This is a genomic window from Variovorax boronicumulans (assembly GCF_019352895.1).
Taxonomy (GTDB): Bacteria; Pseudomonadota; Gammaproteobacteria; order Burkholderiales; family Burkholderiaceae_C; genus Variovorax; species Variovorax boronicumulans_A.
The window spans coordinates 1,449,286-1,469,159 of the sequence record NZ_JAAAFX010000004.1; the positions used below are offsets into that span (position 1 = coordinate 1,449,286).

20 protein-coding genes are annotated in these 19,874 nt (G+C 69.0%); 9 read left to right on the plus strand and 11 right to left on the minus strand.

What is annotated here, in order from left to right:
* Window positions 1–351, plus strand: a 351-nt coding sequence (locus K0H49_RS30530; RefSeq protein WP_257624628.1) for a tripartite tricarboxylate transporter permease, incomplete at its 5' end; no start/stop codon positions are given.
* A gap of 260 nt (window positions 352–611) precedes the next feature.
* Here the strand turns inward: K0H49_RS30530 and K0H49_RS08145 are convergent.
* From K0H49_RS08145 to K0H49_RS08165, 5 genes are all read right to left on the minus strand, one after another.
* A complete protein-coding gene (locus tag K0H49_RS08145) occupies window positions 612–1,847 on the minus strand; it encodes an acetyl-CoA acetyltransferase (RefSeq protein ID WP_219211006.1) in 1,236 nt (411 codons plus the stop codon).
* Window positions 1,844–3,475 carry a class I adenylate-forming enzyme family protein gene (locus K0H49_RS08150; protein WP_219211008.1) on the minus strand — a complete coding sequence of 544 codons (1,632 nt, stop codon included), beginning with the start codon at window positions 3,473–3,475 and terminating at the stop codon, window positions 1,844–1,846. Before K0H49_RS08150 ends, K0H49_RS08145 begins: the two co-directional genes overlap by 4 nt.
* Window positions 3,472–4,284 carry an SDR family NAD(P)-dependent oxidoreductase gene (locus K0H49_RS08155; RefSeq protein ID WP_219211009.1) on the minus strand — a complete coding sequence of 271 codons (813 nt, stop codon included), beginning with the start codon at window positions 4,282–4,284 and terminating at the stop codon, window positions 3,472–3,474. The genes K0H49_RS08150 and K0H49_RS08155 overlap by 4 nt, the downstream gene beginning before the upstream one ends.
* 35 nt (window positions 4,285–4,319) lie before the next feature.
* Entirely contained in the window at window positions 4,320–5,105 is a 786-nt protein-coding gene (locus K0H49_RS08160) for an SDR family NAD(P)-dependent oxidoreductase (RefSeq protein ID WP_257624629.1), read from the minus strand.
* Between the two features lie 144 nt (window positions 5,106–5,249).
* Window positions 5,250–6,509 (minus strand): branched-chain amino acid ABC transporter substrate-binding protein, encoded by a 1,260-nt coding sequence (locus K0H49_RS08165; RefSeq protein ID WP_219211011.1) that lies wholly within the window; start codon window positions 6,507–6,509, stop codon window positions 5,250–5,252.
* Between the two features lie 165 nt (window positions 6,510–6,674).
* On the opposite strand from K0H49_RS08165, the gene K0H49_RS08170 reads away from it, so the two are divergent.
* Window positions 6,675–7,349 (plus strand): TetR/AcrR family transcriptional regulator, encoded by a 675-nt coding sequence (locus K0H49_RS08170; RefSeq protein ID WP_219211013.1) that lies wholly within the window; start codon window positions 6,675–6,677, stop codon window positions 7,347–7,349.
* A 3-nt stretch (window positions 7,350–7,352) separates the two neighbouring features.
* Here the strand turns inward: K0H49_RS08170 and K0H49_RS08175 are convergent, their stop codons facing one another.
* From K0H49_RS08175 to K0H49_RS08185, 3 genes are read right to left on the minus strand one after another with little or no spacing between them, the layout of a single operon-like run.
* Entirely contained in the window at window positions 7,353–8,282 is a 930-nt protein-coding gene (locus K0H49_RS08175; RefSeq protein WP_219211014.1) for an alpha/beta hydrolase, read from the minus strand.
* A 37-nt stretch (window positions 8,283–8,319) separates the two neighbouring features.
* Window positions 8,320–9,522, minus strand: a complete 1,203-nt coding sequence (gene purT, locus K0H49_RS08180) for a formate-dependent phosphoribosylglycinamide formyltransferase (RefSeq protein ID WP_219211020.1) — start codon at window positions 9,520–9,522, stop codon at window positions 8,320–8,322.
* Window positions 9,523–9,575: 53 nt separating this feature from the next.
* Window positions 9,576–10,046 (minus strand): hypothetical protein, encoded by a 471-nt coding sequence (locus K0H49_RS08185; RefSeq protein WP_219211021.1) that lies wholly within the window; start codon window positions 10,044–10,046, stop codon window positions 9,576–9,578.
* 151 nt (window positions 10,047–10,197) lie between these two features.
* On the opposite strand from K0H49_RS08185, the gene K0H49_RS08190 reads away from it, so the two are divergent.
* The 7 genes from K0H49_RS08190 (at window position 10,198) to K0H49_RS08220 (ending at window position 16,836) form a co-directional block, all read left to right on the plus strand.
* The gene (locus K0H49_RS08190; RefSeq protein ID WP_219211022.1) at window positions 10,198–11,046 is read left to right on the plus strand and encodes a 3-hydroxybutyryl-CoA dehydrogenase; all 849 of its coding nucleotides are present in this window, start codon (window positions 10,198–10,200) and stop codon (window positions 11,044–11,046) included.
* Between the two features lie 146 nt (window positions 11,047–11,192).
* Window positions 11,193–12,008: a crotonase/enoyl-CoA hydratase family protein gene (locus tag K0H49_RS08195; protein ID WP_219211029.1), complete on the plus strand. Its 816-nt coding sequence runs from the start codon at window positions 11,193–11,195 to the stop codon at window positions 12,006–12,008.
* Between the two features lie 68 nt (window positions 12,009–12,076).
* Window positions 12,077–13,399 (plus strand): serine hydrolase domain-containing protein, encoded by a 1,323-nt coding sequence (locus K0H49_RS08200; protein ID WP_219211031.1) that lies wholly within the window; start codon window positions 12,077–12,079, stop codon window positions 13,397–13,399.
* Between the two features lie 131 nt (window positions 13,400–13,530).
* The gene (locus tag K0H49_RS08205; protein ID WP_219211033.1) at window positions 13,531–13,980 is read left to right on the plus strand and encodes a MarR family winged helix-turn-helix transcriptional regulator; all 450 of its coding nucleotides are present in this window, start codon (window positions 13,531–13,533) and stop codon (window positions 13,978–13,980) included.
* A 73-nt stretch (window positions 13,981–14,053) separates the two neighbouring features.
* Window positions 14,054–14,479: an organic hydroperoxide resistance protein gene (locus K0H49_RS08210; RefSeq protein WP_219211035.1), complete on the plus strand. Its 426-nt coding sequence runs from the start codon at window positions 14,054–14,056 to the stop codon at window positions 14,477–14,479.
* A gap of 169 nt (window positions 14,480–14,648) precedes the next feature.
* Window positions 14,649–15,767: a DUF2855 family protein gene (locus tag K0H49_RS08215; RefSeq protein ID WP_219211037.1), complete on the plus strand. Its 1,119-nt coding sequence runs from the start codon at window positions 14,649–14,651 to the stop codon at window positions 15,765–15,767.
* Window positions 15,768–15,801: 34 nt separating this feature from the next.
* Complete coding sequence (locus tag K0H49_RS08220) at window positions 15,802–16,836, plus strand: serine/threonine protein kinase (RefSeq protein WP_219211039.1); 1,035 nt, start codon at window positions 15,802–15,804, stop codon at window positions 16,834–16,836.
* Here K0H49_RS08220 and K0H49_RS08225 read toward each other — a convergent pair.
* The 3 genes from K0H49_RS08225 to htpG form a co-directional block, all read right to left on the minus strand.
* Window positions 16,827–17,054 carry a 4-oxalocrotonate tautomerase gene (locus tag K0H49_RS08225; RefSeq protein ID WP_219211041.1) on the minus strand — a complete coding sequence of 76 codons (228 nt, stop codon included), beginning with the start codon at window positions 17,052–17,054 and terminating at the stop codon, window positions 16,827–16,829. The two genes, K0H49_RS08220 and K0H49_RS08225, sit on opposite strands and share 10 nt — an antisense overlap.
* 191 nt (window positions 17,055–17,245) lie before the next feature.
* Entirely contained in the window at window positions 17,246–17,617 is a 372-nt protein-coding gene (locus tag K0H49_RS08230) for a hypothetical protein (protein ID WP_257624630.1), read from the minus strand.
* Window positions 17,618–17,674: 57 nt separating this feature from the next.
* Window positions 17,675–19,720, minus strand: a complete 2,046-nt coding sequence (htpG, locus tag K0H49_RS08235; protein WP_219211043.1) for a molecular chaperone HtpG — start codon at window positions 19,718–19,720, stop codon at window positions 17,675–17,677.
* Window positions 19,721–19,874 lie beyond the last annotated feature (154 nt).

Sequence of the window (19,874 nt, forward strand, 5' to 3'; positions counted from 1 at the left end):
ACGGTGCCCTACAAGTTCCTGTTCCCGGCCATCGTGCTGTTCTGCGCAGTGGGCGTGTACTCGACCAACAACAACACCTTCGACGTCTGGATGGTGGGCCTGTTCGGTTTCATCGGCTACCTGTTCCTCAAGCTCAAGGCCGAACCCGCGCCGCTGCTGCTGGGCTTCATCCTGGGCCCGATGATGGAAGAGAACCTGCGCCGTGCGCTGCTGCTGTCGCGCGGCACCTGGAGCGTGTTCGTCACGCGGCCGCTGTCGGCCGGCCTGCTGGTCGCCGCCGTGCTGCTGCTGGGCATCGTGCTGCTGCCGTCGATCAAGGCCAAGCGCGAGGAAGCCTTCGTAGAGGAATGACTCTCCCCCGGGGGCTCGCGCACCGCGTGTCGCTTCGCCCTCCCCCCTTCCGGGGGGCGACACCGGCGGCCCGGCAGAGCCGGTTCCGCGGTAGTACTTGGCTCTCCCCCAAGGGCTCGCGCACTGCGTGTCGCTTCGCCCCTCCCCCTTCCGGGGGCGACACCAGCGGCCCGGCAAAGCCGGTTCCGCGGTGTCTCACGAACAAGAAAGCCGCCCTCTCGGGCGGTTTTCTGCTTTGGGGCGGGATGGTTTGTTTGCGTTCAGCTCGCTTCGACGACGAAGCTCACGACCGTGGTGGCGCTGCCGCCGATGTTCAGGGTCGCGAAGCGGCGGGCGCCTTCGACCTGGCAGGCGCCGGCGCGGCCGGTGACCTGGCGGGCGGCGTCGAGGACCATGCGCACGCCGGTGGCGCCGACCGGGTGGCCCAGGCCGATCAGGCCGCCGCTGGGGTTGATGGGCAGGCGGCCGCCGTGGGCGATGGTGCCGTCCTCGATCGCGCGCCAGCTCTGGCCGGGCGCGGTGAGGCCGAAGTGGTCGATGGCCATGTACTCGGTGGTGGTGAAGCAGTCGTGCGTCTCGATGCCGTCGAGCGCGAAGACGTCGGCCACGCCCGCGCGCCGGAACGCGCCCTGGATCGCCTCGCGCACATGCGGGAACACATAGGGCTGGCCCGCGCTGGCCTGCAGCTTGGGCGCGAGCTGCAGGTGCGCGGTGCGGTGACCCCAGCCCGCGATGCGCGGCAGCGCTTCGAGCGACAACCCCTGGCGTGCAGCCCAGGCTTTCGCAAAGCGCGGCGAGGCGAGGACCACGGCCGCGGCGCCGTCGGTCACCTGGCCGCAGTCCTGGCGCCGGATCATGCCTTCGATCACCGGGTTGGCCTCGTCGTCGGCGGTGAAGCTGGCGTCGGTGTACAGCCAGCCGCGCGTCTGCGCCAAGGGGTTGCGGCGCGCGTTGCCGATGTTGATCTCGGCGATGCGCGCCAGGTGTTCGTACTTCAGGCCGAAGCGCCGCTCGTATTCCTGCCCCACCAGATGGAACATGTGCGGCCAGACGTAGGTCGCGCCCTCGCCTTCCTGGCCGACCCAGGTGGCCGCGCCCAGGTGCTGCGCCGCCACCGCGCCGGGCACGTTGCGCTCGAGCTCCACGCCGGTGACCAGCACGCAGTCGTAGCGGCCGCATTCGATCTCCGCGGTCGCGGCCAGCAGCGCGATGCTGCCCGAAGCGCAGGCCGCTTCGTGCCGGCCCGCGGGCGTGCCGTCGAAACCCGGGTCGATGGCCGCGAGCATGCCGCCCAGCTGGCCCTGGCCGGTGAACAGCTCGCCCACGAAATTGCCGACGTGGCCGGCCTCGATGTCGCGCGCGTCGAGCCGTGCATCGGCCAGCGCGCCCTGCACCGCTTCGCGCATGAGTTCGAACAGGCCGTCGCCAGCGCGCGCGGCGTTGCGCGCGAAGTCGGTCTGGTGACCGCCGAGGATGTAGACAGGGGAGGATGTCATGCGCGTCTTTCTGAGGAAGGGGTGGCGTGGCGCTGCACGGCCGCCTCGCGCGCCTGGGCGCGCAGCGGTGCCTTGACCAGCTTGCCGTTGAGGTTGCGCGGCAGCGGCGTGGCGCTGACCGTGACGAAGTCGGGCGTCTTGTAGTCGGCCAGCATGCGGCGGCACAGCGCGCGCACCGCCTCGGTGTCGATCGCCTCGGTCGCGTGCACGAACACATGGATGCGCTCGCCCAGCACCGCACACGGGCTCGCGACCGCGGCCACCTCGACCACGCCGGGATGGCGCTGGATCACGTTCTCCAGCTCCACGCAGTAGACCTTGAAGCCGCCGCGGTTGATCATGTCCTTGAGGCGGTCGAACACGCGCACGAAGCCCTCGGCATCGATGCTGCCGATGTCGCCCGAGCGCCAGTAGCCGGCCACGAAGGACGCGCGCGTGGCCTCGGCATTGGCCCAGTAGCCGATGGCGTTGCCCGGGCTGCGGATCCACAGCTCGCCCGATGCACCGACCGCCACCTCGAGCCCGTCGGCATCGAGCACGCGGATGTCGACGCAGGGCACGACCGTGCCCACGGTGTCGGGGTGGCGCGCCGCATCGCCGCGCTCGGTGAGCGTGACGGCCGAGGTCGTCTCGGTGGCGCCGAAGCCGTTGTAGAGCGCCAGGCCCGGCAGCGCCTCGGCCAGCCGTGCGATCGTGACCTCGGGCATCGCGGCGCCGCCGAAATGGCCGATGCGCCAGCACGAGAGATCGCGCTGCGGCAACTCCGGATGCAACAGGCACAGGTTGTACATGGCCGGCACCATCACCGCCGCGCTCACGCGGCGCGCCTCGATCAGCGCCAGCGTCTCGCCGGCGTTGAACTGGCGCTGCAGCACCAGGCAGCCGCCCACCTGCAGCGCGACCACGACCACCGCCAGCAGCCCCGAGATGTGCGAGCCGGGGATGGTCAGCAGCAGCCGGTCGTCGGCCGTGTAGCCGAAGCGCCGCACGTAGTGGCGCGCGGTGTGGAAGAAGCCCAGGTGCGACAGCACCGCGCCCTTGGGGTGGCCGGTGGTGCCCGAGGTGTACATGATGCAGGCGGGCTGCGTGTCGGCGAAGCCGGCCGCCACGGGTGCGTCGTTGCCGCCGGCCAGCAGTCCGGTGTATGTCAGCCCATCCGTGGGGTGACCGGCTTCCTCGATGCACACCCGGCAGTGCACGCCCGTGATCTCTTCGCGCGGCGGCAGCCGGTCGGCCAGCGAGGCGTCGAACACCAGCGCCGCCGCACCGCACTGGTTGAGCATGTAGGCCAGCTCGGGCGCGCTCTGCCGCACGCCGATCGGCACCGCGATCGCGCCGAGGCGCCAGAGGCCGGCCAGCAGCACCACGAATTCGGCGCGGTTGCCCACGAACAGCGCCACGCGGTCGCCGGCTTTCACATCCAGCGCGAGCAAGCCGCTGGCGACGCGGTCGGCCAGGCGGTCGAGCTGCTTGTAGCTGAGGGTGCGTTCGCCGTCCTCGATCGCCGGCGCCTCGCCGCGCGCGGCCACCGAGGCGCGCAGCATCGCGTCGAGGTTGCGCGAGCGCTCGGCGTAGCAGGGCACGAGCCGGTCGCCGTAGAGCGCCTCCAGGCGCAGTGCGTCGCTCATGGCTGCGGCCTCGCTTCGCGCGGTGCCGTGGGTTCGCGCATGCGCACCGCGCCGTCGATGCGCACCACCGAGCCGTTCATCATCCCGTTCTCGATCAGCGCCTGCACCATGTGCGCGAACTCCTCGGGCCGGCCCGGGCGCGGCGGGAAGGGCACGTCGTCGATCAGCGTGCGGCGGGTGTGGGTGGGCACCACCTCGTACATGCCGGTCTCGAAGGTGCCGGGCGCGATCGCCATCACGCGGATGCCGAAGCGCGCGAGCTCGCGCGCCAGCGGCAAGGTCATGCTGGCCACGCCGGCCTTCGACGCGCCGTAGGCGGTTTGCGCCGACAGCGCCTCGTAGGCGGCCACCGAGGCGGTGTTGACGATCACGCCGCGGTCCTCGCCGTCGGCCGCATCGTCGCTGCTCAGGCCTTCGGCGAACAGGCGGATGGTGTTGAAGGTGCCGACCAGGTTGACCTCGATCACGCGGCGGAACACGTCGAGTTCGCGCGGCACGACCCTGCCCGTGGCCTTGTCGGTGCGGAACACGCGCGCGGGGCCGAGCACGCCGGCGCAATTGACCAGGATGCGCGGCGTGCCCAACGCGTCGCGCAGCTGGGCGAAGGCCGCTTCCATGCCGGCGTCGGAGCACACGTCGCCGCCGAGCGCGAGCACCTGCGGCATCGCCTTCGCCAGGGCGTCGAGCGGCGCGCCGGCCAGGTCGATCGCGGCCACGCGCGCGCCCTGCGCCGCGAGCCGCTGCACCGTGGCACGACCCAGGCCCGAGGCCGCGCCGGTGACGACGGCCACTGTTTGGTCGATCTGCATCGTGTCCTTTTCTTCTCTATCTTGAAGCGCCCGCGTCAGACGCGGGCCGGCATGCGCAGCCCGCCGTCGAGGCGGATCACCTCGCCGTTGAGCATCGGGTTGGCGACGATGGCCAGCACCAGCGCCGCGAATTCGTCGGCCCGGCCCGGCCGCTTGGGGAACGGCGGCACGGCCGCGAACACCACCTCGCGCGACTTCGGCGCGAGGTTGAGCGTCATCGGCGTCTCGAACACGCCCGGCGCGATGCCCATCACGCGGATGCCGTGTTCGCCCAGCTCGCGCGCCAGCGGCAGCACCATGCCGGCCACGCCGCCCTTCGAGGCCGCATAGGCCGCCTGCCCCATCTGGCCGTCGAAGGCCGCGATCGAGGCGGTGTTGACGATCACGCCGGCCTCGGCGTCGCCGGTGCGGCCTTCGATCATCTGCGGCACCGCGCAGCGGATGCAGTTGATCGCACCCAGCAGGTTGATCTCGACCACACGGCGGAAGGCGGCCAGCGGCATGGCGACGCCGCGGCGCACCACGCTGCCGGGGTCGGCGATGCCCGCGCAATTGACCAGCAGCGCGGTGCGGCCCAGCCGCGCCTCGACCTGCGCGAACACGGCCTCGATGCCCTCGGCATCGGCCACGTCGGCCGCGAAGCCGGTGGCGCCGAGGCGAGCCGCCGCCGCTTCGACCGCCACCGCATCGCGGTCGATCAGCACCACACGGGCACCGGCCGCCCGCAGCGCCTGCGCGGTCGCCGCGCCCAGGCCCGAGGCGCCGCCGGTGACCACCGCCACCTTGTCTGCGATCGTCGAACGCATGTCTTGCACGGGCATCTCAGGCCTCCCTCACACCGTCGCACGAAGCACGAGGCATGACACCGCCAAGGCCAAAGTCCAGGGACACCACGGCACTGGCTCTGCCAGGCCGGGGGCGTCGTCCCTTCGAGGGGGAAGCGCCACAGGCGCGACGGGGGCGGGTCATGCGCCCGGACGGTTCATCTGGCAGTTCACGGGGAGTTCTGTGACCGGCCCCGGTATCTTCGCCACCGTCTTCCACCCCATGCCCAGGCCCTCGGCGTCGTACTTGACGCCCTTCACCAGCTGGTTGATGTAGAGCGGATGCGTGGCCTGGTGGTCTTCCTTGCGCATCTGGATCTTGCCGAAGGGCGAGTCGTACTCCATGCCTTCGAGCGCCTGCGCGATCTTCACCAGGTCGGTGGTGTTGCCCACCTTCTGGATGGCGCGCGCCAGCATGTCCATCTGCACCAGGATCGAGGTGTAGTAGAGGTCCTCGCCGTACTTGGCCTTGAAGTCGCGCTGGTATTTCTCGAGGGCCGGCTGCTTGTCCTCGACCGGCACGTTGGGGTGCCACGACGAGATCTGGAACACCGTGTCTTCCCCCGCGGCGCCGATCGAGGTGGGCACGCCGAACAGGCCGCCGTAGTAGGTCACATAGCGCGCGTTCGAGCCCGACTCCTTGCTCGCGCGCACCAGCAGCGACAGGTCGTTGCCCCAGTTGCCGGTGAGCACCGTGTCGGCGCCCGACTGCTTGATCTTGAGCACGTAGGGCGAGAAGTCCTTGACCTTGCCGAAGGGATGGAAGTCGTCGCCGACGAACTGCACGTCGGGCCGCGCCTTGCCGATGATGGCGCGTGCGTCGGCGCTGACCTGGCGGCCGAAGGCGTAGTCCTGGTTGATCAGGTAGATCTTCTTGATCTGCGGGTTCTGCTTCACGTAGTCGGCGATGGCGTACATCTTCATCAGCTGGTGGGCCTCGAAGCGGAACATCCAGAAGCTGCACTTCTCGCCGGTCAGTTCGGGCAGCGCCGAGCCGTAGTTGAGGTAGAGCACGCGCGAATCGGGGTTGCGCGCGTTGTGCTTTTCCACCGCGCCCTCGAGCGCGCCCGCGATGCCCGAGTTGCCGGCCTGCACCATGAAGCTGATCTTCTGGTCGATGGTGCTGTTGAGCATCGAGATCGCCTTGGCCGGATCGCCCGCGTTGTCCATCGGCACCACCTCGAGCTTGCGGCCCAGCACGCCGCCACGCTCGTTGATCAGGTCCACCGCATAGAGCAGCGTCTTGGCCACCGTGACACCGGTCGAGGCGGTGGGCCCCGAGAAGGTGTCGATGTGCGAGATCTTGAGCGTCGGTTGCGCTTGCGCGTTGGCCGCGAGCGCCCAGGGAACGAGCGCGGCGCCCACACACAGGGAGCGGCACAGTGAACGAAGGAATGCCATGGTTTGTCTCCGGAGGAAGTCGGTGCGCGGGAGGTCCGCACCCGCTCGTTTCTTTGAGGTCAATGAAAGTTACTCTGCAGTAACTTGTCGTTAATATAGGAACGACAAGGCGCCTCGTCAAGCGGGCAGACCCGTTGCGCGCTTGGCCCACAATCCCCTGCATCCATGGCCTCCACGTCCAAAGTCAAAACCCCGCCGAAGCCGCCGCGCTGGAACAATGCGCTGGCCGGCACGCCCGACCCGCGCGAGATCCGCAAGCGCGCGCTGATCGCCGCCGCCGGCCGCACCTTCGGCGTCAAGGGCTTCCACAACACCACGCTGGACGACATCGCGAACGCGCTGGCCGTGACCAAGCCCGCGCTCTACCGCTACGTCAAGAACAAGCACGAGATCCTCTACGAATGCCATCGGCTGGCCATCGGCATGGCCGAGGAGGCGCTGGCCGAAGCCGAGGCCGAGCAGCCCGCGGCGCTCGATGCACTGCGCGACTTCGTCGAGCGCTACATCCGCAAGATGACCAGCGAGCTCGGCACCTGCGTGGTGCTGACCGAGTACTACTCGATGACCGCGCAGCACCACGCGCTGATCCAGCAGCGCCGCCGCGTGGTCGACACGCAGCTGCGCGCGCTGGTCACGCGCTGCATCGACGAGGGCGCGATCGCGCCCTGCGATCCCAAGCTCGCGGTGTTCTTCTTCATGGGCGCGATCAACAACATCAACCGCTGGTTCACCGAGAAGGGCGAGACCCGTGGCGACGCGATCGCCGCGGCCTTCGCGGACCATGTGATCCATGGGCTGCGCCCGGCCGCGAAGGGCCGGCGCGCCAAGGCCGGCACCTAGAAATCAGGCCTGCAAGGCGCGCCGCAGTTCGGCCGCGCACAGCGCGAGCGCGGTGTTCGCTTCGTCGAGCACCCGGCCCATCGGCAGGAAACCGTGGATCTGGCGCTCGAAACAGACGTAGCTGGTGCGGTTGCCGGCCGCGGCGAGCGCATTCGCGTAGGCTAGGCCTTCGTCGCGCAGCGGGTCGTAGCCGGCCGTGAGCACGAGTGCGGGCGGCAGCCGAGACAGGTCGGTGTGCAGCAGCGGCGAAGCGCGCCAGTCGAGGTCGTGCCGAGCGTCGTCGATGTAGTGGTCGTGGAAATAGGCCAGCGTATCGCGCGTGAGCAGGTAGCCCTCGCCGTTGGTGCTGTGCGAGGGCTGGCCGCGCCGCATGTCGGTGGCCGGGTAGATCAGCAGCTGGAAGGCGATCGGCAGGTCGCCCGCATCGCGCGCCGCGATCGCGACCACGGCCGCGAGGTTGCCGCCTGCGCTGTCGCCGCCCACGGCGAGCCGCTGCGCATCCAGGCCCAGCGACGCCGCGTGGTCATGCACCCAGCGTGTGGCCGCCAGGGCATCGTCCACGGCCGCAGGAAAGCGGTGCTCGGGCCCCATGCGGTAGTCGACCGCGACCACGGCGCAGCCCGCGCCGTTGGCCAGGCCGCGGCACAGCACGTCGTGGGTTTCGAGGTCGCCGATGACCCAGCCGCCGCCGTGGAAGTACACCAGCACCGGCAGCAGCGCACCGGGCACCGAACCCAGCGGCCGGTAGAGCCGCAAGGGAATCCCCTCGGCCTGCAGATCGCGGACCTCCGCCACCTCGGGCGCATCGGGCTGGGTGAAGGTGCGGCGCTCGCGGTAGGTGGCGCGGGCCTCGGCCGGCGAGAGCGTGTGCGTAGGCGGCACGCCGCGTTCCTTCATCAGATCGAGCAGGGCACGGGCCTGGGGATGCAGCATGGGACGCTCTCTTCCGGGGGGTGGATGGAGGGGTGGATCAGGCCTGGCGCGGCTTCACGCGCGAGGCGGCTTCCTTGGCGTTGGCGCGTGCGGTGTCGACATCGGCTGCATGCGCGAGCGCGACGCCCATGCGGCGCTTGACGAAGCTCTCGGGCTTGCCGAACAGGCGGATGTCGACGCCATGCACCGACAGCGCATCGGCCACGCCGTCGAACACGATGCCGGTGGCGTCGACGCCACCGTAGATCACCGCGCTGGCGCCGGCGCTCTTGAGCGTGGTGTCGACCGGCAGGCCCAGGATCGCGCGCGCGTGCAGCTCGAACTCGTTCTGCCACTGGGTGGCCATGGTCACCATGCCGGTATCGTGAGGGCGCGGGCTGACTTCGCTGAACCAGACCTCCTCGCCCTTGACGAAGAGCTCGACGCCGAACAGGCCCTGGCCGCCCAGGTCGTCGGTCACGGCGCGCGCGATCTGCTGTGCTTTCTTGAGCGCGACCGGCGACATCGGATGCGGCTGCCAGCTCTCGACATAGTCGCCGCCCACCTGCACATGGCCGATGGGCTCGCAGAAGTGCGTCTGCACCGCCGCCTGGGCGTCGGGCGCGCGCACGGTCAGCAGCGTGATCTCGTAGTCGAAGTCGATGAAGCCCTCGACGATCACGCGGCCGTGGCTCACGCGGCCGCCCGCCATCGCGTAGTCCCAGGCTTTCTGCACGTCGGCGGGCCCGTCGATCTTGCTCTGGCCCTTGCCCGAGCTGCTCATCACGGGCTTGACGATGCAGGGGTAGCCGATGCCGGCATCGATGGCGGCCTGCAGCTCGGCCAGCGAATCGCAGAACTTGTAGGGGCTGGTCGGCACGCCCAGCGTCTCGGCCGCCAGGCGACGGATGCCTTCGCGGTCCATCGTGAGCCGCGCGGCGCGCGCGGTCGGGATCACGCGCACCACGCCCGCGGCTTCGAGCTCCTGCAGCATCGGCGTGGCGATGGCCTCGATCTCGGGCACCACCAGGTGTGGGCGCTCGGCCTCGATCAGCGCCTTGAGCTGGGCCGGATCGCTCATCGTGATGGTCCGCGCATGGTGCGCCACCTGCTGGCCCGGCGCGTTCTCGTAGCGGTCGACCGCGATGGTCTCGACGCCCAGGCGCTGCAGCGCGATCAGCACCTCCTTGCCGAGCTCGCCGGAGCCGAGCAGCATCACGCGGGTGGCCGAGGGGGACAGGGGGGTGCCGAGGGTGGTCATGGTGCAAACGATGAGAGGGTGTCGAGGGTTGCCATCGTAGCGCTGTGCCTGCCTCAGCGCGGCGCTGGCCGCGGCGCGCCGCGCACGACGAATCGGCGCAGGAAACCGAAGGGGCGATGCACGCCGGCAGGCTCCCCGACGAAGGGCAGCCGCCAGGCGGGAACGGCGAGCAGTTGCACGCTCCAGGGCGTGCCGCCCATGAAGTGGAACGCCAGGGTGTCCGGCGGCTGGATCTGCAATGCGCGGAAGTTTCCGGTGGCATAGGCGCTGCCGATGCGCGCCGAGTCCAGCCGCAACGTGCCCGCGGGGTTCAGCAGATGGATGCTCAGCATGTCCTCGAACGGCACGTCGTCGGTGAGGAACAGCAGCCAGCCCGCGTCGCACCGGAGCGCGGCTTCCAGCACCACGCCGGACAGGCACAGCCCGGTGGCGCGCCCGTCGATGCGCAGTTCACAGCGCGGCGGCTGGTCGCTTTGCGCGGGTGGGGCGGGCAGGATCGAGATCTGGTCGCTGAGGTGGAGCATGGGGCGAGGGGTGCGGACGTCGTGCCCGCCGACGACAATGTATCCCTGCAACCGGGTGCCCTCCAGGCCATGGCACGAACGCGACCGCCGACAGCGTGCCGCCTCGTTAGCATTCCACCCATCCTCTTTCTGCATTTTTTGGAGTTCTCGCATGCGCATTCAAACCGTCGGCATCATCGGCGCCGGAACCATGGGCAACGGCATCGCACAGGCGTGCGCCGTCGCAGGCGTCAAGGTCGTGATGGTCGACATCTCGCAGGCCGCGGTCGACAAGGGCCTGACCACCGTGGGCGGCAGCCTCGACCGCCTGATCAAGAAGGAAAAGCTCACGGCCGAGCAGAAGACCGCCGCGCTGGCGCTGATCCAGGGCTCGACGAACTACGACGACCTCAAGGGCGCGCAGCTGGTGATCGAGGCCGCCACCGAGAACCACGCGCTCAAGCTCAAGATCCTGGGCCAGGTCGATGCGCTGCTGGCGCCCGAGGTGATCATCGCGACCAACACCTCGTCGATCTCGATCACCAAGCTGGCGGCCGCCACCTCGCGCGCCGACCGCTTCATCGGCATGCACTTCTTCAACCCGGTGCCGATGATGGCGCTGGTCGAACTGATCCGCGGCTACCTCACCAGCGACGCCACGCACGACGCAGTCAAGGAACTGGCGGTGCGCCTGGGCAAGTCGCCCATCACGGTGAAGAACGCACCGGGCTTCGTGGTCAACCGCATCCTGGTGCCGATGATCAACGAGGCCTTCTTCGTGCTGTCCGAAGGCATCGCGACCGCCGAGGACATCGACGCCGGCATGAAGCTGGGCACCAACCAGCCGATCGGCCCGCTGGCCCTGGCCGACATGATCGGCCTGGACGTGTGCCTGGCCGTGATGGAGGTCTACCTCGAGGAGTACGGCGACTCGAAGTACCGCCCCTGCCCGCTGTTGAAGGAAATGGTCGCTGCGGGCCAACTCGGCCGCAAGACCGGCCAAGGCGTCTACACCTACTGACCCCCGAGGGGCTGGCCCGCTTCGTGTGGCGGCGCCCTTCCCCCTTTCCAGGGGGCCACACCGGCGGCCCGGCAAAGCCGGTTCCGCGGTGTTCCGCGATAAGAGAAGATAGAGCGCAGGAAGAACAAAAAGACAGGAGACAAGAAATGATCGCCACCGGCACCACCCCGCCGCCCGAAGGATGCATCGACACGCAGGTCCTCGACCATGTGCTGTTGATCGGCATCAACCGCCCTGCCAAGCGCAACGGCTGGACGCCGCGCATGTTCCGCGAAATGGCCGAGGCCTACACCCGGCTCGACGACGATCCGTCGCTGCGCGTCGGCGTGCTGCATGCGTTCGGCGATCACTTCACGGCCGGGCTCGATTTGCCGGCCTTTTCCGAATTCATGCAGCGCGGCGAGAAGGTCGTGCCCAAGGGCATGGTCGAGCCGCACGACTTCGGGCTCGAGGGTTATCGCCGGCGCACCAAGCCGATGGTGGTGGCGGTCAAGGGCATCTGCTTCACCGTGGGCATCGAGCTCATGCTGGGCGCCGACATCGTGATCGCCGCCGACAACTGCCGCTTCTCGCAGCTCGAAGTACAGCGCGGCATCATGGCCACAGGCGGCGCGACGCTGCGCATGGCCGAGCGCGCGGGGCTGGGCAACGCGATGCTGCACCTGCTCACGGCCGACGAGTTCGGCAGCGCCGAAGCCCTGCGGCTGAATTTCGTGCAGCGCGTGATGCCGGCCGGCGAGGAGCTTGGCGAAGCCCTGCGCATCGCCCAGCAGATCGCGGCCCAGGCACCGCAGGCGGTGATCGCCACGCGGCTCAACGTGCTCAAGGCCGTCGAGCAGGGGCCGATGGCCGCGGTGGCCGAGTTCATCGACACGCAGAAGCGCCTGGCCAGCAGCGAGGACGCCGCCGAGGGCGTGCGCGCCTTCATCGAGCGCCGACCGGCCCGCTTCACCGGCCGCTGAGACACCCGGGCGACGGCATCCGCACCGCTCGCCCCACCCGCAGGTTTTTCAACAGAGGAGACCCACCCATGCCTGTTCCATCCCTCCTGCGCCGCGCGGCATCGCTGGCCGCTGGCACACTGTTCGCGATGAACATCGCCAGTGCACAGACGCCGCCGCCCAAGCTGCCCGATCCCGCGGCGACCTCGGTCGAGGCGCTGGGCTGGATGCAGGGCTTCCCGCCGCCGCCCGACAAGCTCATCGTCTTCGAGAACGGCGTGGGCGGTGTCTTCCCCCGCAACCGCTGGACCTTCTCGCATGTGCGCGAGACGGTGCCGACGGCCAACGTGTGGCGCGGCAGCGGCGCGGGGTCGCCCCTGCCTGCGGCGCCGCGCGACCTCGATGGCATCAGCTTCCAGGCGATCGGCGGCGAGACGATGAACTTCGGCCAGATGGTGACGCGCACCTACACCGACGGCATCCTGGTGCTGCACCGCGGCCAGGTGGTCTATGAGAAGTACTTCGGCGCGCTCACGCCCGAACGGCCGCACCTGGCGATGTCGGTGACCAAATCCTTCGTCGGCACGCTGGCTGCGATCCTGGCGGCCGAGGGCCGGCTCGACCCCAACGCCCCGGTCACGAAATACCTTCCCGAACTCAAGGACAGCGCCTACGGCGACGCCACCGTGCGCCAGGTGATGGACATGACCATCGGCGTGAAGTACTCCGAGAACTACGCCGATCCCAAAGCCGAGATCTGGGACTACGCACGCGCCGGCGGCATGCTCGCGCAGGCACCGGGCTACACCGGGCCCAAGACCTTCTACGACTTCCTCCAGACGCTGCAGAAGGAAGGCGCGCACGGCGAAGCCTTCGCCTACAAGACAGTCAACGCCGAGGTGCTGGCCTGGATCCTGCGGCGCGCATCGAACCAGTCGCTGGCCGAGTTGATGAGCGAGAAGATCTGGCGCCGCATCGGCGCCGAGCAGGACGCCTACTTCATGGTCGACCGCATCGGCACCGAATCGGGCGGCGGTGGCCTCAACACCACGCTGCGCGACCTGGCCCGCTTCGGCGAAACGATGCGCAACGGCGGCCGGGCCAACGGGCAGCAGGTGATTCCCGCGGCCGCCGTGGCCGACATCACGCGCGGCGCGAGCAAGGCCGACTTCGCCAAGGCCGGCTATGCGCTGCTGCCCGGCTGGTCGTACCGCGACATGTGGTGGATCACGCACAACGAGCACCAGGCCTACATGGCGCGCGGCATCCACGGCCAGAGCATCTATGTCGACCCGAAGGCCGAAATGGTGATCGTGCGCTATGCCGCGCACCCGATCGCCGCCAACGCCGGCAACGACCCGCTGACGCTGCCGGCCTTCCACGCGGTGGCCAAGGCCTTGATGGGCCATTGAGTTCGCCTGCAGCGCCGCCCCTCGACCAGAGGCGGCGCTGCATGACGGCGCTATGACGCCCTCGCTTCAACCCTGCCGGCATCTGGGCGATTACTTTGCACACAATTCAATTGTTCGCTATAGTTCAAGCCATGCGCTCCGCCCCCACCCTCGACGACATGCTCAAGCTGGACAACCAGCTGTGCTTCGCCGTGTACTCCACCTCGCTGGCCATGACGCGGCTCTACAAGCCGATGCTCGAGAAGCTGCAGCTCACCTATCCGCAGTACCTGGTGATGCTCGCGCTGTGGGAACGCGACGGCGAGATGGTGTCCGAGCTCGGCGAACGCCTGTCGCTCGATTCGGGCACGCTCACGCCGCTGCTCAAGCGCCTCGAGGCCAACGGCTACCTGACGCGGATGCGCGATGCAGCCGACGAGCGCCGTGTGCGCATCACCCTCACGTCGGCCGGCCGCCGGCTCAAAGCGCGCGCCGCCGATGTGCCCGCCTGTCTGATGGCCGCGGCCCAGTGCTCGGTGCCCGAACTCGTCGCGCTGACGCAGCAGATCCAGACCCTGCGCGACCGCATCAAGGCCGCGTAGCCACCCACCTGTTTCCATCCCACCGCTTCTTCTTTCGGAAGCATTTTTCCCACCTCCTCTTCAAGGAACGACCATGACCACCAAACTCGACAAGGTTCTCTACACCGCCGAAGCCCACACCACCGGCGGCCGCGATGGCGCAGGCAAGAGCAGCGACGGCGCGATCGACGTGCAGCTGAGCTCGCCAGGTTCGGGCAAGCCGGGCACCAACCCCGAGCAGCTGTTCGCGGTCGGCTACGCCGCCTGCTTCATCGGCGCGATGAAGGCCGTGGGCCCGAAGATCAGCGTCAAGGTGCCCGACGACGTGGCCATCGACTCCAAGGTTTCCCTGGGCCCGACGAATGGCGGCGCGGCCTACGGCATCTCGGTGCAACTGTCGATCACCCTGCCCGGCCTCGACGCCGAGACGAAGAAGAAGCTGGTCGACACGGCGCACCAGGTCTGCCCCTACTCGAACGCCACCCGCGGCAACATCGACGTCGAACTCGTGATCGTCTGATCTCGCGTTCCTCGCCAAGACGAAGCGCCCCGGCCACAAGCCGGGGCGCTTTTTTTCATGGTCGCGCCTGTCTCGCGGGCGACGCCCGGACACGCCACGCGATAGCGCCTTTCACCCAGCCTCGCTAACGTGGCGACTCCCCTCATCACGCCCCGTGGAGATCGCCCCCATGAGCAGCACCACCCGCTTCCAGGTCCGCAAGGACCAGCTCGCCACCACGCGCCTGCAGACCGCCGACGACCAGCCCCTGGCCGATGGCCAGGGGCGCGTGCGCATCGAACGCTTCGCGCTGACGTCCAACAACATCACCTACGCCGCCTTCGGCGACGCGATGCGCTACTGGCAGTTCTTCCCCGCCGGGGAAGAGGGCTGGGGCCAGATCCCGGTGTGGGGGTTCGCCAGCGTGGTGCAGTCGCTGCACCCCGGCGTGGCGGTGGGCGAGCGCCTCTACGGCTACTGGCCGATGGCGTCGGGCACGGTGCTGAGCCCCGACCGGCTCTCCCCCGCGCGCTTCACCGACGCGGCGCCGCACCGCGCCGAACTGCCGGCCGTCTACAACCAGTATTTCCGCTGCAACGCCGATCCGCTCTACACCGCGGACACCGAGGACCTGCAGGCCCTGCTGCGGCCGCTGTTCATCACCTCGTGGCTGATCGACGACTTCATGGCCGACAACGACTTCTTCGGCGCCCGCACCCTGCTGCTGTCCAGCGCCTCCAGCAAGACCGCCTACGGCACGGCCTTCCAGCTGCACCAGCGCCAGGGCATCGAGGTGGTCGGCCTCACCTCGGCCGCCAACGTGGCTTTCTGCGAGAGCCTGGGCTGCTACCACCGCGTCCTGCGCTACGACGCGCTCGACGCCATCGCGGCCGACACGCCCTGCGTCTACATCGATTTCGCAGGCAACGGCGCGCTGCGCACGGCGATCCACACGCGCTTCACCGATCTGCGCTACAGCAGCTCGATCGGCGGCACCCATGTGGAGCAGCTCTCGGCCAAGGGCGCGGGCAAGGACCTGCCCGGCCCGCGCGCCACGCTGTTCTTCGCGCCCGCGCAGATCCAGAAGCGCAGCGCCGAATGGGGCGCCGACGAATTCGGTCGGCGCATGGTGGCCGCCTGGCACGACTTCCTCGCCACGGTGAGCGACCCGCGCCAGCCCTGGCTGCGCGCCGAACACCACGACGGCGGCGAGGCGGTGCAGGCCGCCTACGCGCAGGTGCTGGCGGGCCAGGGCGACCCGCGCGTCGGCCATATCCTTTCGCTTTACACGCAACCGGGCGGGCAGTGATCGCCCCGGGGGTCGGTGTGGCGACAATCGCCGCATGACCTCTTCCAGTGCGCCCGCCAACACCCATCCCTATGAGAGCCTCACGCCCGACGTGGTGCTCGACGCGCTGGCCACGCTCGACCTGCACGGCGACGGGCGGCTGACCGCCCTCAACTCCTACGAAAACCGCGTCTACCAGGTGTTCCTCGACCAGCCGGCCGCCCATGCGTCGGTGGTCGTCAAGTTCTACCGGCCCGAACGCTGGACCACGGCCGAGATCCTCGAGGAGCACGCCTTCGCGCTCGAACTCGCCGCGGCCGACGTGCCCGCCGTGCCACCGATCGAGGTGCACGGCCGCACCTTGCACCACCACGACGGCTTCGCCTTCAGCGTGAGCCCCTACCGCGGCGGCCGCTCGCCCGAGCTCGACGATTTCGAGGTGCTCGAATGGGTGGGCCGCTTCCTGGCGCGCATCCACACCATCGGCGCGGCCCGGCCCTTCGTCGCGCGCCCGGCGCTCGACCTGCAGAGCTTCGGCATCGCCTCGCGCGACTGGCTGCTGGGCCACGACAAGGTGCCGCTCGACGTGCAGCGCGCCTGGGAAACCGCCTGCAACGCCGCGCTCGACCGCATCGCGGCCACCGCGCTCTCGCCCACCGCCACCGACACGCAACTGCGCAAGCTGCGCCTGCACGGCGACGTGCACCCGGGCAACATCCTCTGGACCCCGACCGACCGCCCCCACGGCGGCCCGCACTTCGTCGACCTCGACGACGCGCGCAGCGGCTTCGCGGTGCAGGACCTGTGGATGCTGCTGTCGGGCGACCGCGCGCAGCGCACCGGCCAGCTGAGCGGCCTGCTCGACGGCTACGAGCAGTTCCGCTCCTTCGACCGCCGCGAACTCGCGCTGATCGAGCCGCTGCGCACCTTGCGGCTGATCCACTACAGCGCCTGGCTGGCGCGGCGCTGGGAAGACCCGATCTTCCCGATCAACTTCCCGTGGTTCGGCACCAGCGACTACTGGAAGGGGCAGATCCAGATGCTGGAAGACCAGTGCGAGTCGATGGACGAGGAGCCGCTCTACGCATGAGGGCGGGCCGCGGCGGGCACCGGCGGCGCGCCCGCCTTGTCGCTGGACAGCACGCCCGCGCTGGCCCAGTTGTGCCGGGGCACGTCGAAGAACATGACGTCGACCGCGTCGGCAGGGCTGCCGAGCGTCTTCATGGTGGCTTCGGTGAGCGCGGCCGCCAGGGCCCGCTTCTGCTCGACGGTGCGGCCCTCGAAGAGTTCGACGCGGATCAGAGGCATGGTTTCGTCCTTGAGTGGAATGGAACCCTGACTATGCGCGAAGCCCTCGCATCCGACCAAGGACGGGCCTAGAACGTGTGAAGGAACCGTCGCGAGCGCCCCGAGCCCGCGTCGAGGACCGGAGCCGCACTTGCGTGCGGTGAGGACCGCAGGCGCAGGATCGGGGTGCGCAGCAGGTTCATTCCCACGTTCTACGGCGCGATCGGCTGGGCCGGCGTGCCCAGCGTGCGCTCGGCCGGCGGCACCGCGTTGAAGCGCGGCGGCGCGTTCGGATCGTGCAGCAGCACGCTGGTGCCGACACCCGCACCCACGGCCGCGCCACCACCGACACCGGTGCTCGCCCCCACACCGGCGCTGCCGTAGACCTGCCCGCCCGAGTTCACGCCCACGCCGGCGCCCAGCGGGCCCCAGCCGGTGCCGAGCCCGCCCGAGCCCATGCCGACGCCGAGCGAGAGGCCGGGCACCAGCGGGATGCCGATGCCCACGCCGCCAGCACAGCCCGCGAGCAGGGTGGCCGCGAGCAGCGCAGCGGCGGAAGTGGCAAGACGTGTGGTGGGCTTCATGGTGACGGTCGCTCCCTCGCGATGATGAAACGACCGTCGGGCCGCCTCGTGCGTTCTTTAAACCAACAGCGCGTTGACGCGCCGCACGTAGGCCGCCGGGTCCGCCGGCAGGCCGCCTTCGGCCAGCAGGGCCTGGTCGAACAGGATATTCGCCAGGTCCTCGAAATGGGCCGATTCCCCCAGCTTCTTGACCAGCGGATGGTCTGCGTTGACTTCGAGCACGGGTTTGAGTTCCGGCGCGGGCTGGCCGGCCTGCTTCAACATGCGCGCGAGTTGCGTGCTCATGCCGCCATCCTGCACCACCAGGCAGGCCGGCGAATCGACCAGACGGGTGGTGATGCGCACGTCCTCGGCCTTGTCCTTGAGCGCTTCCTTGAGGCGGTCGAGCACGGGCTTGAAGCTCTCGGCGGCCTCCTCGGCGGCCTTCTTCTCGGCCTCGTCCTGCAGCGAACCCAGGTCGACCGCGCCCTTGGCCACGCTCTGCAGCGGTGTGCCGTCGAAGTCCTGCAGGTAGTTGAGCGACCACTCGTCCACGCGGTCGGTCATCAGCAGCACCTCGATGCCCTTCTTCTTGAACAGCTCGAGCTGCGGGCTGTTCTTGGCCGCAGCCAGCGAATCGGCCGTGATGTAGTAGATGGCCTCCTGGCCTTCCTTCATGCGCGCCTTGTAGTCGGCGAAGCTCACCGTCTGCGCGTCGCTGGCGGTCGAGGCGAAGCGCAGCAGCTTGGCGATGCGATCGCGGTTGCCGTGGTCCTCGCCCAGGCCTTCCTTGAGCACCGCGCCGAACTCGGCGTAGAAGGCCGCGTACTTGCCCGCGTCCGCATCGGCGGCGAACTCCGCGGCGGCCTCGGCCGCGGGCGTGACCGTCTTGTCGACCACGTCGGTCACATCGCTCTCGGTGGGCTCCGGTGCCGGCACCGACTCGCCCGAGCCCACATCGATCTTGGCGGCGGCGCTGTCCGCCGCGGCCTTCTGCTTCTTCGCCAGGTCTTCCAGCATCGACAGCACGCGCTTGGTGCTGCCTTCGCGGATGGCCTTCACGTCGCGGCTTTCCTGCAGCAGCTCGCGGCTCACGTTGAGCGGCAGGTCGGCCGAGTCGATCACACCCTTGACGAAGCGCAGGTAGCTGGGCATCAGCGCCTCGGCGTCGTCCATGATGAAGACGCGCTTGACGTAGAGCTTCACGCCCGCTGTCTTGTCGCGGTTCCACAGGTCCATCGGCGCCTTGGACGGGATGTAGAGCAGCTGCGTGTACTCGGTGCTGCCCTCGACGCGGTTGTGGCTCCAGGTCAGCGGCGCCTCGTAGTCGTGGCTGATGTTCTTGTAGAACTCGGTGTACTCCTCGGTCGTGACGTCCTTCTTGGCGCGCGCCCACAGCGCGCTGGCCTTGTTGACCGGCTCCCATTCGCCGGTCTTGACCATGTCGCCGGGCTGATCGTTCTCGCCTTCCTTCCACTCTTCCTTTTCCATCAGGATGGGCAGCGAGATGTGGTCGGAGTACTTGCCGATCACCGACTTGAGTTTCCAGGCGTTGAGGTAGTCCTCGGCGTCTTCGCGCAGGTGCAGCGTGACGCTGGTGCCGCGTTGCGCGCGGTCGATGTCGTCGACCTCGAAGTCGCCGGCGCCGGTACTGGCCCAGCGCACGCCCTGGTCGGCGGGCAGGCCCGCGCGGCGCGACTCGACCGTGATGCGGTCGGCCACGATGAAGCCCGAGTAGAAGCCCACGCCGAACTGGCCGATGAGCTGCGCATCGGCCTTCTGGTCGCCCGAGAGCTTGCTCATGAAGTCCTTGGTGCCGCTCTTGGCGATGGTGCCGAGGTTGTCGATGGCTTCCTGCTTCGACAGGCCGATGCCGTTGTCGGCAATGGTCAGCGTGCGGGCGGCCTTGTCGAAGGACACGCGCACCTCGAGGTTGGGTGCGTCTTCATACAGCGCGGCGTTGTTGATGCCTTCGAAGCGCAGCTTGTCGCAGGCGTCCGAAGCATTCGAGATCAGCTCGCGCAGGAAGATTTCCTTGTTCGAGTACAGCGAGTGCGTGACGAGGTGCAGCAGCTGCGCGACTTCGGCCTGGAAAGGAAGTTTGGTCGATGCGGTGGTGGTCATGGATTCGAAAAGCCTAGAGAGATGAAACAGGGGCCGCAGTGGCCATGTCGGAAGGTGGCGGCCGTGCCGGTATTTTCAATGCAGCGCAGCCCGATACCGTCGCCCGGATGAAATGAATACTTTGCCCCTAAGGGCCATTCGCGCGTGCCGTTTC

Bases quoted from the DNA above. Each gene is read 5' to 3' on its own strand.
- K0H49_RS08225 (WP_219211041.1), bottom strand. From the start codon at position 17,054: ATGCCTCTGATCCGCGTCGAACTCTTCGAGGGCCGCACCGTCGAGCAG.
- K0H49_RS08165 (WP_219211011.1), bottom strand. From the start codon at position 6,509: ATGGCATTCCTTCGTTCACTGTGCCGCTCCCTGTGTGTGGGCGCCGCG.
- htpG (WP_219211043.1), bottom strand. From the start codon at position 19,720: ATGACCACCACCGCATCGACCAAACTTCCTTTCCAGGCCGAAGTCGCG.
- K0H49_RS08200 (WP_219211031.1), top strand. From the start codon at position 12,077: ATGCCTGTTCCATCCCTCCTGCGCCGCGCGGCATCGCTGGCCGCTGGC.
- K0H49_RS08190 (WP_219211022.1), top strand. From the start codon at position 10,198: ATGCGCATTCAAACCGTCGGCATCATCGGCGCCGGAACCATGGGCAAC.
- K0H49_RS08210 (WP_219211035.1), top strand. From the start codon at position 14,054: ATGACCACCAAACTCGACAAGGTTCTCTACACCGCCGAAGCCCACACC.
- purT (WP_219211020.1), bottom strand. From the start codon at position 9,522: ATGACCACCCTCGGCACCCCCCTGTCCCCCTCGGCCACCCGCGTGATG.
- K0H49_RS08220 (WP_219211039.1), top strand. From the start codon at position 15,802: ATGACCTCTTCCAGTGCGCCCGCCAACACCCATCCCTATGAGAGCCTC.
- K0H49_RS08215 (WP_219211037.1), top strand. From the start codon at position 14,649: ATGAGCAGCACCACCCGCTTCCAGGTCCGCAAGGACCAGCTCGCCACC.
- K0H49_RS08145 (WP_219211006.1), bottom strand. From the start codon at position 1,847: ATGACATCCTCCCCTGTCTACATCCTCGGCGGTCACCAGACCGACTTC.
- K0H49_RS08205 (WP_219211033.1), top strand. From the start codon at position 13,531: ATGCGCTCCGCCCCCACCCTCGACGACATGCTCAAGCTGGACAACCAG.
- K0H49_RS08160 (WP_257624629.1), bottom strand. From the start codon at position 5,105: ATGCCCGTGCAAGACATGCGTTCGACGATCGCAGACAAGGTGGCGGTG.
- K0H49_RS08185 (WP_219211021.1), bottom strand. From the start codon at position 10,046: ATGCTCCACCTCAGCGACCAGATCTCGATCCTGCCCGCCCCACCCGCG.
- K0H49_RS08230 (WP_257624630.1), bottom strand. From the start codon at position 17,617: ATGAAGCCCACCACACGTCTTGCCACTTCCGCCGCTGCGCTGCTCGCG.
- K0H49_RS08195 (WP_219211029.1), top strand. From the start codon at position 11,193: ATGATCGCCACCGGCACCACCCCGCCGCCCGAAGGATGCATCGACACG.
- K0H49_RS08175 (WP_219211014.1), bottom strand. From the start codon at position 8,282: ATGCTGCATCCCCAGGCCCGTGCCCTGCTCGATCTGATGAAGGAACGC.
- K0H49_RS08155 (WP_219211009.1), bottom strand. From the start codon at position 4,284: ATGCAGATCGACCAAACAGTGGCCGTCGTCACCGGCGCGGCCTCGGGC.
- K0H49_RS08170 (WP_219211013.1), top strand. From the start codon at position 6,675: ATGGCCTCCACGTCCAAAGTCAAAACCCCGCCGAAGCCGCCGCGCTGG.
- K0H49_RS08150 (WP_219211008.1), bottom strand. From the start codon at position 3,475: ATGAGCGACGCACTGCGCCTGGAGGCGCTCTACGGCGACCGGCTCGTG.